General features: G+C 58.0%; 12 protein-coding genes. 7 read left to right on the top strand and 5 right to left on the bottom strand.

Translation table 11 applies throughout. From position 1 onward, the window contains the following. A partial coding sequence (locus AB5Y72_RS12885; RefSeq protein ID WP_368199058.1) for a Gfo/Idh/MocA family oxidoreductase occupies positions 1-573 on the top strand: 573 nt, incomplete at its 5' end. 300 nt (positions 574-873) lie between these two features. Further along, positions 874-1,140: a hypothetical protein gene (locus AB5Y72_RS12880; RefSeq protein WP_209794083.1), complete on the top strand. Its 267-nt coding sequence runs from the start codon at positions 874-876 to the stop codon at positions 1,138-1,140. A gap of 79 nt (positions 1,141-1,219) precedes the next feature. On the opposite strand, the gene AB5Y72_RS12875 is transcribed toward AB5Y72_RS12880, so the two are convergent. Next, positions 1,220-1,675 carry an NfeD family protein gene (locus tag AB5Y72_RS12875; protein WP_219143541.1) on the bottom strand — a complete coding sequence of 152 codons (456 nt, stop codon included), beginning with the start codon at positions 1,673-1,675 and terminating at the stop codon, positions 1,220-1,222. Then, on the bottom strand, positions 1,672-2,592 hold the full coding sequence (locus tag AB5Y72_RS12870) for an SPFH domain-containing protein (protein WP_042077157.1): 921 nt from the start codon (positions 2,590-2,592) through the stop codon (positions 1,672-1,674). Before AB5Y72_RS12870 ends, AB5Y72_RS12875 begins: the two co-directional genes overlap by 4 nt. A gap of 196 nt (positions 2,593-2,788) precedes the next feature. Between AB5Y72_RS12870 and cysG the strand changes: the two genes are divergently transcribed. From cysG to cysC, 5 genes are all read left to right on the top strand, one after another. Then, positions 2,789-4,213 (top strand): siroheme synthase CysG, encoded by a 1,425-nt coding sequence (gene cysG / locus AB5Y72_RS12865; RefSeq protein ID WP_325782904.1) that lies wholly within the window; start codon positions 2,789-2,791, stop codon positions 4,211-4,213. Between the two features lie 106 nt (positions 4,214-4,319). Beyond that, on the top strand, positions 4,320-5,228 hold the full coding sequence (gene cysD, locus AB5Y72_RS12860; RefSeq protein WP_042077153.1) for a sulfate adenylyltransferase subunit CysD: 909 nt from the start codon (positions 4,320-4,322) through the stop codon (positions 5,226-5,228). Positions 5,229-5,239: 11 nt separating this feature from the next. Further along, positions 5,240-6,667: a sulfate adenylyltransferase subunit CysN gene (cysN, locus tag AB5Y72_RS12855; protein WP_325782905.1), complete on the top strand. Its 1,428-nt coding sequence runs from the start codon at positions 5,240-5,242 to the stop codon at positions 6,665-6,667. Between the two features lie 4 nt (positions 6,668-6,671). Beyond that, complete coding sequence (locus tag AB5Y72_RS12850) at positions 6,672-8,396, top strand: SLC13 family permease (RefSeq protein WP_325782906.1); 1,725 nt, start codon at positions 6,672-6,674, stop codon at positions 8,394-8,396. Positions 8,397-8,423: 27 nt separating this feature from the next. Next, positions 8,424-9,017, top strand: a complete 594-nt coding sequence (gene cysC / locus AB5Y72_RS12845; RefSeq protein WP_325782907.1) for an adenylyl-sulfate kinase — start codon at positions 8,424-8,426, stop codon at positions 9,015-9,017. 93 nt (positions 9,018-9,110) lie between these two features. Here the strand turns inward: cysC and AB5Y72_RS12840 are convergent, their stop codons facing one another. From AB5Y72_RS12840 to AB5Y72_RS12830, 3 genes are all read right to left on the bottom strand, one after another. Beyond that, complete coding sequence (locus AB5Y72_RS12840; protein ID WP_325782908.1) at positions 9,111-10,559, bottom strand: SEFIR domain-containing protein; 1,449 nt, start codon at positions 10,557-10,559, stop codon at positions 9,111-9,113. A 142-nt stretch (positions 10,560-10,701) separates the two neighbouring features. Beyond that, a complete protein-coding gene (locus tag AB5Y72_RS12835; protein WP_325782909.1) occupies positions 10,702-11,412 on the bottom strand; it encodes an abortive infection system antitoxin AbiGi family protein in 711 nt (236 codons plus the stop codon). Positions 11,413-11,437: 25 nt separating this feature from the next. Further along, the coding region (locus AB5Y72_RS12830; RefSeq protein WP_336583559.1) for a transposase at positions 11,438-11,776 on the bottom strand (339 nt) is incomplete at its 5' end.

The raw sequence follows: 11,776 nt of genomic DNA, 5'->3' as shown, positions 1-11,776 counted from the left end.
CAGCGCTGGCGCGAGGCGGGTGGCCCGGGCTCCGGCCTCTGGTTCGATCTCGGCCCCCATATCCTGGATCAGTCCCTGCAGCTGTTCGGCCAGCCTGACTGGATCCAGGCCGATCTCGCCCGGCAGCGCCCGGGGGCCCTGAGCGACGATTACTTCCACGTGGTGCTGGGGTATGGGGAGCGCCGGGTGATCCTGCACGGCAGCTGCCTGGTGTCGGCCGTGATGCCCCGCTTCGTCGTCCATGGCAGCCAGGGCTCCTTCGTCAAGTTCGGCATGGACGTGCAGGAGGAGCAGCTCAAGCAGGGCAAGCGGCCACCGGCGGCAGACTGGGGCGTGGATCCCGTGCCCGGCCAGCTCAGCCAGATCCGGGACGGCGAGCTTGTGCAGCAGACCGTGGCCGGCGAGGCGGGGGATTACGGCGCCTACTACCGCGCGGTCTGCGCCGCCATCAAGGGGGAGGGGGCCAACCCTGTGCCCGCCCCCGAAGCGCTGGCGGTGATGGCGCTGCTGGATCTTGCCAGGGAGAGCCACAGCCAGGGTCGGCGACTGGCTTGTCAGAAGTTGTCTGACTGAGTCGGCGCTGCCGTTTGCTCAAAATGGCAGCGTTTGACTGATAAAGATCATTTATGCGGCTTTTTATTTCGATGTATCGCGTAAAGAGTGGTTTTTTGTATTAATATCAGGCGCTGTAGTAGTTCTTTTCATCCAGCCAACGAGAAAATATCATTGTGATACGCGTTTTCATTGGCTCGGTATGGCGTTATATTTCGCGCGTCTCTTGGCTCCCGTCCTGATGGACTCTTCACGGGGGCAAGGCGCACAGTAGTGATGGTCGTGCAGACCGTCTCTCCATTTTTATTTGAGGATATGTACATGAACAAAGTACTGGTAGCCGGTATCCTGGGTCTGATGTTGACCGCCTGTGGTCAGAAAGAAGAAGCTGCCGCTCCGGCTGCTACTCCGGCCGCCGAGGTTGCTGCAACTGTTAGCGAAGCTGCCTCTACCGTAGAGAAGGCTGCTTCCGAAGCTTCCGCAACTGTCGAGAAGGCTGCTTCCGAAGCTTCCGCAACTGTCGAGAAGGCTGCCGCTGACGTGGCCACCAAGGCAGAAGCCGCAGTGAGCGATGCCAAGGCCAACTAAGCCCGCACCTCATTGAAGAACGGGCCCGGCGCACTCGCGTCGGGCCCGTTTTTTTATGGCCATTGGGGGTATCGCCCGCTCAGGGCAGCGGCTCCACCAGCAGGATATGGGAGTCGTATCCCGTCACCCTGACCCTGGTGCCTGCGAGGAGCGGCTGGTTGCAGCGCACCGTCCAGACGGTGTCGTCCAGGTGGACCCGGCTCATGCCCTGGCTGACGTCGTCCAGCAGGGTCAGCTCCCGCCCCAGATAGCTCTGCATCCGCTCGTTGATGGGGGCGGCGGCATCCTGCCCGGAGCGATCCCGGCGGTGCTGCCAGCGCCACCAGGCCCAGGTGGTGAGCAGGGACTGCACCGCAAACAGCAGCAGCTGCGCCTGCCAGCCAAAGGGCCAGACCAGCAGCAGGAGCCCCACCTCCAGGGCGGCGATGCCGGTCCAGAGCAGGAAGCCCACCGACCCCAGCACCTCGATGGCCAGCAGCACGAAGCCGAGCCCCAGCCAGTGCCAGTGGGTCAGCCCCTCGAACAGGGCTGTCATGACTTGCCGCCCTTGCCATCCTTGAACAGCTCGGCCATGCCGGCCACGGCACCGATCAGGCTGCCCGCCTCCAGGGGCATCATCACCACCTTGCTGTTGGGACCTTCCCCGATGCGGGCCAGGGCCTCGGTGTACTTCTGGGCCACGAAGTAGTTGATGGCCTGCAGATCCCCCTCCGCTATAGCTTTCGAGACCATATGGGTCGCCTTGGCTTCCGCCTCGGCGGCCCGCTCCCGCGCCTCGGCGGCGAGGAAGGCGGCCTGGCGCTCACCCTCGGCCTTGAGGATCTGGGACTGCTTCTCCCCCTCCGCTTTCAGGATCTTGGACTGGCGCACCCCTTCGGCTTCCAGCACCTCGGCCCGCTTCTGGCGCTCGGCCTTCATCTGGGCGTTCATGGCTTCCACCAGGGCCAGGGGAGGGCGCACGTCCTTGATCTCGATCCGCGTCACCTTGATGCCCCAGGGGGCGGTGGCGGCATCCATGGTGCGCAGCAGCTTCTCGTTGATGGTGTCGCGCTGGGAGAGCATCTCGTCCAGCTCCATGGCGCCCAGCACGGTCCGCATGTTGGTCATGGTGAGGTTGCGGATGGCGCTGGTGAGATCGTTGACCTCGTAGCCCGCCTTGCGGGCATCCACCACCTGCACGAAGCTGATGGCGTCTATGGTGACGTTGGCGTTGTCCCGGGAGATCACCTCCTGGGCCGGGATGTCCAGCACCTGCTCCATCATGATGATCTTGTGGCCGATGCGGTCGATGTAGGGGATCAGCAGGTTGAGGCCGGGGGAGAGGGTGCGGGTGTAGCGGCCGAAGCGCTCCACCGTCCAGTTGTAGCCCTGGGGCACTATCTTGATGCCGGCGCTCAGGGTGGCGAGCACCAGGAATATGAAGATCCCCAATACAATCAATGACTCATTCATTATTAAGCTCCTTATGAAACACTTTCACTAGCCTAGGGGCTGGTGCCATCCACCACAAGGGGATTCGCTTTCCTTTGCCGCGATGCGGTTTTACTAATTACCAAAACGCATTAAAGAGCATTTTTTATTATTTTGAGGGATAAGCGCTCCTGCCTATAGTCGCCCCAGATGTCGCGATGCCGAGGAGTGGGCCCTGATGGATTATTTACCTATGTTTGCCAGGTTGGAAGGCCGCCCGGTATTGCTGGTGGGCGGGGGCGAGGTCGCCCTGCGCAAGGCGCGCCTGCTGCTGGCGGCGGGGGCCCGGCTGACCCTGGTCTCTCCCGCCATTGACCCCGATTTCCATGAATTTGCCGGTCGCTTCACCCATCTGGCGACGTGCTTCGACCCGGCCCATCTGGCGGGCCAGATCCTGGTGGTGGCCGCCACCGACGATCTCGAGGTGAATGCCCTGGTCTACCAGAGCGCCACCGAGCGCGGCCTCTTCGTCAACCTGGTGGATGACCCCGAGCGCTCCAGCTTTATCTTCCCCTCCATCATCGATCGCAGCCCCATCGTGGTGGCCGTCTCCAGCGGCGGCAAGGCCCCCGTGCTGGTGCGCCTGCTGCGCGAGCGGCTCGAGAGCCTGCTGCCCCGCCATCTCGGCGGCCTGGCCGAGCTCTCCGGCCGGGTGCGCAGCCGGGCCAAGCGGGTGCTGGCCTCCCTCTCGGATCGCCGTCGCTTCTGGGAGCGGGCCTTTGCCTCCAACACCCTGGCGGGTCTGATTGAGAAAGCCGATTGGCAGGGGGCCGAGCAGTGGCTGAACGAGGGGCTCGACAAGGCCCAGACCGAGGTGGGGGAAGTGGTGCTGGTGGGGGCGGGCCCAGGCGATCCTGGCCTCCTGACCCTCAAGGCGCTGCAACAGATCCAGCAGGCCGAAGTGGTGCTCTATGACCAGCTGGTCTCACCCGAGATCCTGGACCTGGTGCGCCGCGACGCCACCCTGGTGTCGGTCGGCAAGAAGGCCGGCGCCCACAGCGTGCCGCAGGAGGAGACCAACCGCCTGCTGGTTACGTTCGCCAAGGCGGGCAACCGGGTGGTGCGGCTCAAGGGGGGGGATCCCTTCATGTTCGGCCGTGGCGGCGAGGAGCTGGAAGTACTGGCAGAGGAGGGCATCCCCTTCTCCGTGGTGCCCGGCATCACGGCGGCGGCCGGTGCCACCGCCTATGCGGGCATTCCGCTCACCCACCGCGACCACGCCCAGAGCGCCGTCTTCATCACGGGCCACTGCCAGAAGGAGGGCAAGGAGCCCGACTGGCAGCAACTCGCCGCCACCAACCAGACCCTGGTCATCTACATGGGGCTGATGCGCTCCGAGCATATCCAGCAACAGCTGGTGAGCCATGGCCGAAGTGCCGCCACTCCCATCGCCATCATAGAGCGGGGCACCACCGCCCGCCAGCGCGTGCTGACCGGCACCCTCGCTGACCTGGCCGAGCTGGCCGAGCAGGCGGTGAGCCCTTCCCTCATCGTCATCGGCGAGGTGGTGGCCCTGCGCAAGCGGCTCGCCTGGTTTGGCGAGGCGGCGCAAGGGCGGGAGGCCGACAGCGGCCACGAGCTCAAGCTGGTGAGCCTGGCCTGAGGGCCGGCACGACGTGAATCGATTTGACGGTGCGGCCCAGGCGGCACCGAACTGAACCAAGACCGCGCCCGAGCCGGCGCGATAGCAATGAACCGAGGACCCAGACATGGACCGTGAAAGACTGACACACCTGCAACAGCTGGAGGCCGAGAGCATCCACATCATCCGCGAGGTGGCCGCCGAATTTGAAAACCCGGTGATGATGTACTCCATCGGCAAGGACTCCTCCGTCATGCTGCACCTGGCCCGCAAAGCCTTCTATCCGGGCAAGATCCCCTTCCCCCTGCTGCACGTGGACACCAACTGGAAGTTCAAGGAGATGATCAAGTTCCGGGACGAGACCGCCAGGAAGTACGGACTGGATCTCATCGTCCACAAGAACCCGGACGGGCTCGCCATGAACATCAACCCCTTCGTGCACGGCAGCGGCAAGCACACCGACATCATGAAGACCGAGGGGCTCAAACAGGCGCTCAACAAGTACGGTTTCGACGCCGCCTTCGGTGGCGCGCGCCGCGACGAGGAGAAGTCCCGGGCCAAGGAGCGGGTCTACTCCTTCCGTGACAAGTCCCACCGCTGGGACCCGAAGAACCAGAGACCCGAGCTGTGGCGTGTCTACAACGGTCAGGTCAACAAGGGGGAGAGCATCCGGGTGTTCCCGCTCTCCAACTGGACCGAGCTCGACATCTGGCAATACATCTACCTCGAGAACATCGACATAGTGCCGCTCTATTTCGCGGCCATGCGCCCCGTGGTGGAGCGCGGCGGCATCAAGATCATGGTGGATGACGATCGCATGCCCATAGGTCCGGAGGACGAGGTGAAGCAGGAGCTGGTGCGCTTCCGTACTCTCGGCTGCTACCCGCTGACCGGCGCCATCGAATCCAACGCCACCACCCTGCCGGAGATCATCGAAGAGATGCTGATCACCACCTCCAGCGAGCGGCAGGGGCGGCTCATCGACCACGATCAGGCCGGCTCCATGGAGCAGAAGAAGCGTCAGGGATATTTCTAAGGAATCGCAACATGAACAACCACATTCAGACCGCCATCAGCGAACAGGGCATCGAAGCCTACCTGCACGCCCAGCAGCACAAGAGCCTGCTGCGCTTTCTCACCTGCGGCAGCGTGGACGACGGCAAGAGCACCCTCATCGGCCGCCTGCTGCACGACTCCCAGCAGATCTATGAAGATCAGCTCAAGGCGCTGGAGTCCGACAGCCAGAAGCTCGGCACCACGGGCGAGAAGCTGGATCTGGCGCTGCTGGTGGACGGCCTGCAGGCCGAGCGCGAGCAGGGCATCACCATAGACGTGGCCTACCGCTACTTCTCCACCGCCAAGCGCAAATTCATCATCTCGGATACGCCGGGCCACGAGCAGTACACCCGCAACATGGCCACCGGCGCCTCCACCTGCGATCTGGCCATCATATTGATCGACGCCCGCAAGGGCGTGCTGGATCAGACCCGTCGCCACAGCTTTATCGCCAGTTTGCTGGGGATAAAGCAGTTTGTGGTGGCGGTGAACAAGATGGATCTGGTGGAGTTCAGCCAGGAGGTGTTCGAGCGCATCAGTGCCGATTACCGCGAGTTCGCCAGGAAGCTCAGCGTCGACACCATCCATATCGTGCCGGTTTCGGCGCTGGACGGTGACAACGTGGTCAACCCAAGCGACAAGCTGGCCTGGTATCAGGGCGAAACCCTGCTTGCTCTGCTGGAATCCGCCGAGGTAGAGCGCGAGCTGGAGCGCCATCCGGTGCGCCTGCCGGTGCAGTATGTGAACCGCCCCAACCTCGATTTTCGCGGCTTCGCGGGGACGCTTGCCTCCGGCATCCTGCGGGTGGGCGACCGGCTTGCGGTGCTGCCGTCGGGCAAGGAGAGCACGGTGACCCGCATCGTCACCTTCGACGGGGATCTGGAGTACGCCCTGCCTGGTCAGGCCATCACGGTCACCTTCGCCGACGAGATCGATATCAGCCGGGGCGACCTGCTGGTGGATGCCGCCAAGCGGCCGCAAGTGACCCAGAATGTGCTGGCCCATATCGTCTGGATGGGGGAGGAGTCCCTGCAACCGGGCCGGGTCTACGACGTCAAGCTGGCCACCAAGAAGAGTCGCGGTCAGGTGGAGGCCATCCGCCACCGCATCGAGATCAACAAGCTGGACGAGTTGGACGCGAGCGAGCTCAAGCTCAACGAGATCGGCCTGTGCGAGCTGAGCCTCACCGACCCGGTGGCGTTCGACCCGTATCAGGAGATCCGCGACACCGGCAGCTTCATCCTCATCGACCGGCTGACCAACGTCACCGTCGGTGCCGGCATGATAGTGGAAGGGCTGGCGGCCAAGGCGGTAAAAGGGCACTACAGCGAGTTCGAAGTGGAGCTCAACGCCCTGGTGCGCAAGCACTTCCCCCACTGGCAGGCGCTGACCATCAGCAACGACGCCAGCAAGGAGTAAGCCCATGACCTGGCAACAATCCCTGGTGCTGGGTCTGCTGGCTGCTCTCGTGGCCCTGCTGATCCAGGGCAAACTCCGCCCGGCGCTGCTCTTCTCGGGCGCCGTGCTCATCACCTACCTGAGCGGGCTGGCGGATATCAACGCCGTGGTGGCGGGCTACACCAACAGTGCCCTGCTGACGCTGGTGCTGTTGCTGCTGGTGTCGCTGGCGGTGGAGAAGACCCGCATCATGAGCTGGTTCGCCAATCTGGTGGGCACGGGTTCATTCAACAAGGTGCTGGTGAAGGTGTGGTTCTCCACCGCCTTCCTGTCTGCCTTCGTCAACAACACCGCCGTGGTGGCCTCCATGCTGGGGGCGGTCAAGCGCAACCCCAACCATGCGCCGTCACGGCTGCTGCTGCCCATGTGCTTCGCGGCGACCTTTGGCGGCGTGCTGACCCTGATCGGCACCTCCACCAACCTCATCGTCAACAGCTTCCTCATCAAGATGGGGGCCGAGCCGCTCGGCATGTTCGACTTCTTCATGGTGGGGGCGGGGACCCTGCTGACCGGCCTCATCGCCGTGCTGCTGTTTGCCCGCCACCTGCCGGAGCAGGACACCGAGATGAGCCGGGAATCCGGCTACTTTCTCGAGGCCAAGGTGGGCCCCGGCTCCCCCATGGCCGGGCGCAGCGTCAAGGAGAACGGCCTGCGCAGCCTCAAAAGCCTCTATCTTGCCGAGATCATTCGCGGCAACCAGGTGATCTGCCCGGTGCAGCCGGAGCACGAGCTGCACGAGGGGGACATGCTGCTGTTTTGCGGCGATGTGGAGAGCGTCGGCGTGCTGCAGGAGCTCAAAGGGCTGGATCTCTACGGCCAGCACAGGCTCAACGGCCAGCATCTGGTGGAGGTGATCGTCAGCCACAGCTCGCGCTTGGTGGGGCAAACCATCAAGGATGCCGAATTCCGCACCCACTTCGATGCGGTGGTGCTGGCGGTGCGCCGGGGCGAGACCCAGCTCACCGGCGGCCTCGGCCAGATTGAGCTGCACGCGGGCGACACCTTGCTGCTGGCGCCGGGCCCCAAGTTTGCGGGCAACAAGTCCCTCTCCCGGGAGTTCGTGGTGGTGAGCGGGCTGGAGGCCTCCACCCGGCTCGATGGCAAGCGCAGCGCCGCCGTGGTGGCGGGCTTTCTCGGGGTGCTGACCCTGTCGGTGCTCGATCTGGTGCCGCTCTTCAAGGGGCTGCTGGTGATGCTGGTGGCGCTGCTGCTGACCCGCATCCTGACCCTGGACGAGATCCGTCGCCGCTTTCCCCTGGACATCTGGCTGGTGGTGGGCGGGGCGCTCGCCATCGCCGATCAGCTGGAGAAGAGCGGCCTGGCGCGCCTGATCGCCGACTGGCTGATGGGGGAGTTCAACGGTTCCAGCCCCATAGTGGCGTTTATCGGGCTCTATTTCTTCACCCTGATCCTGACCGAGCTGATGAGCAACAACGCCGCCGCGGCCCTGGCCTTCCCCATGGGTTACCAGCTGGCGCTCAGCATGGACGTTTCCACCATGCCGTTCATTCTGGCGGTGCTGTTCGGGGCGAGCTCCAGTTTCATCATGCCCTACGGCTACCAGACCAACCTCATGGTCTATGCCGCAGGCAACTACAAGATGCCGGACTACCTCAGGCTGGCCCTGCCGGTCTCCCTGGCCTACAGCCTGGGGGTGATCGTCATGGTGCCCCTGTTGTTTCCGTTTTAAGGCGCGAGCGCCAAGCAAGGAGTGTGAATGAGCAATATCGTGTGGCACGACCATGCCGTCGACAAGCGGAGCCGGGCCGAACTGAAAGGGCAAAAGCCCCTGGTGATCTGGTTCACCGGCCTCTCCGGGGCGGGCAAGTCCACCCTGGCGGGAGCCCTGGAGCAGGCGCTGGCCGCCTCGGGCAAGCACACCTACCTGCTGGATGGGGACAATGTGCGCCACGGCCTGTGTGGCGATCTCGGCTTCGATGACGCCGCCCGCCAGGAGAATATCCGCCGGGTCGGCGAGGTGGCAAAACTCATGGTGGATGCGGGCCTGATCGTGCTCACCGCCTTTATCTCACCGTTCCGTGCCGAGCGGGAACTGGTGCGCAACCTCGTGGGTGAAGGGGAGTTTGTCGAAGTGTTTGTCGATGCGCCGCTCGCCGTCTGTGAAGAGCGCGACCCCAAGGGGCTCTACAAGAAGGCGCGAGCCGGGGAGATCCGCAACTTTACCGGTATCGACTCCGCCTACGAGGCCCCCGAGCAGCCGGAAATCCACCTGCTGAACGCCGGCAAGCCGGTCGCTGCGCTGGTGGATGAGCTGCTGACTGCGCTAAGGCTGCGGGGGTTGATTGACTGAGGTTGATAGTCAGTACCGAATATTGATAAAAAAGGGGGCATCCCCCCTTTTTTATTTCTTGTCAGCTAATCTTCTTGTCCCTGTCGTACTTTGTTATGGACGTGTGCATAGATTCTCATAATTCATTAACTCTAAAGGATCTATTCTATCAAATTGCCATTTAGGAACGTATATAGAATCGTCTTTCATGCCTTCCACAAATGGCACTAGGTCTGTTTTCTTACTTATGCCTAAAACTGGAGCTAGGCGGCTAAAGTACTCAACAGATTCAGACCTAAGGAAAATTTCGAATGTTCCACCGTGAAATGATTTGAAAACAAGGGTTTCAGGCCACCAATCTTGCCTTCGGCCTTCCTTAACTCCTCGCAAGGCCTCTGCGAGATACAAAACAAAGTCTGCTTGCATTATTGTATTGAATGAAATGCCTGAATCTGTGCACCTCTCCTTGAGCATATCTGCGTGAACAGATAGTCGATTAAGTTGTAGTCGACTATTCCGATGGTTAAGAGATTCTAGATAGTTGCGAAATACTCCGAAGGATGCCATGGTGCTACGCCCATAACGAACATCATTTTGAATGTAAAATCTCTGATTTAATAAGTAAGAGGTTATATCAAATCTTTCATACTTCAAGAAAATGGAAATACATAGAATGAAAGATTCTTGAATAATGAATTTTAGATTGTCCCAGTCCCACTTATGATAGGAGGTGACTCCCTCTGGTCTATCGAGGTATGGTATGAGAGATTCGAAAAATTTATGTATAACCGGAGCTGAAGCTGTCATCTGTTCATATTGAGCAATAACACTAAAAATCTCTATTAATTCATTCCTAATAGGTATAGATTGCTCAATGCTATCTACTATTCTTTGATCAAAATCATTAATTCCATTACTTGGTTCTAGCCTAAAACGTGAAATGTTTTCTGAGAATAAGTTCAGATATTCAACTAATGCTCCGTGTGCATGTGAACGGTTGTTTTTTATGGCTTCAATTAATCTTCGATAAGAAACTGATGTCCCTAATGATATTTTTTTATCTTCATCTAAGAAAGCGGGCTTTTTACCAATGTCAGGCTTTACATTTAAAGGCTTGTTGTAAATCCATCTCAGAAGTTGTTCAAAGTTTTTTCCATAAAGTTCTTCGTCAGATAAATCAATGTATATTCTGGATTTGTAAAAAATAGGAAGCTTTGCTTTTCCATTCAAATCTCGACTCGCTATTACAGCAACAAATTTATTTTGATCGACGCTTTCATAAACTTCGGCAGAAATAATCTGGGTTTCTGTGCCAACACCTCCTTTTCTCGCGTTAGCTTTATCGCTATATTGCTCATCTATAACCAATATGACTTTCTTGATTTCTTCATCCGAAACCATTTTTTCCATAAATGCGTTTGCATCATTACCTTCTTTCAAATCCCATTTGTCTAATATTACATCCACTCCATTTTCTCGAAGCTCAGTACCAAGTCGTAAAACCCACTCTTCATGTTCGGGACTCGACCAACAATATGAAATAAATAATTTTGGTTCAGACATGTTTCGGATATTTCCTCATGCTATAGTTTATAGCGTTAAATGAAGTCGTGCATAACACTAATACCTTGATTAACCTATTTAAATATAATGACAAGGCTCAATCATGGAGTCGGGGTTAAAGTTGTGAAACACTCTTAAATTGTCATTTACACGCCCTTTTATACGCCTTTATGTCAGTGACCCAAGGGGAGGTTTTTATAGGGATGTTGTTCCCAATAAGCATTGAAATCTGGCGTATTTCATTCTCATGCCGAACATAAATTAATTCGATATCCTCCAGTGAGAAATCTAATTGATGACCACTTAAAACAATTTGATGCTTTACTTTGTTTTTCATGTATGTTGAGAGATTTTGAGACAGTTTCGCATCTTTCAATTCAGCAATTGTGGGGACGAACCTCCATTCATTTTCTTCATGGAATGGGAAGTTATGTATTTTAAAATAGCTGTTATATCCTCTAGTGTTCTTGGTGAAACACTTAAGTTGAATAATAGGAAGCCTTAGTTCGTCTGGTAATTTAAACTGCTCACGTCCTTGTCTTGCCTTTAGTAATTTACCCAATGACAATGCAACCTGCGATGATTCATCTACATAAAGAACAGGAGTCACTTTTTTACTCTGCACCCAGCTTTGTTTCATTTGGATGCCATAGCGTCCATATGTCACATTACGGTTTTGCAAGTCATTTTCAGAGTAGCCACTAAAGCAAACCATTGGATGAGCAGCACTAGAAATTCTTCTTCCATTAACATTAAATATTTCACCGCAGTATGCTAGTTTAAATCCTCCAGAGTTAAATATATCAATTAGATAATCTAGCTTGTTAGTGAAGTGAATAATATTCTTTTTCATGCATATTCTTCATATAAAAACCTGATTACCCATGACCCTCAGCCAGCTTCAAGAGCCGATATGGCATCGGAGGGCTTGCCACGACTGCATGCCCCAATTCAACCAACATGCTCTTGAGGTCAAAACGATGATTAAACCGGAAGCAGTATTCCGCAAGATGCCTTGGTAAATGCTTCGCTCCGAGCGTATGGCAACTGCCCCGCAGCGAGTTTTTCACATTTCCTATCATCGTGTTTACCCAGTTGAATGCCGGATGATCCAGCCAGTCCAGGTTGCCCCCGGTGACAACACCCAGGTGCTCACAATTGGCCTCCTTGACCGCTTTGAAACAGGCCAATCCATCGGATATCACCGCGCTACCACT

The sequence above is a fragment of the Aeromonas sp. R7-4 genome (assembly GCF_040908055.1).
GTDB classification, from domain to species: Bacteria; Pseudomonadota; Gammaproteobacteria; order Enterobacterales; family Aeromonadaceae; genus Aeromonas; species Aeromonas sanarellii.
The sequence above is the reverse complement of the archived record's forward strand: the minus strand, read 5'-3'. Positions and strand labels throughout refer to the sequence as shown.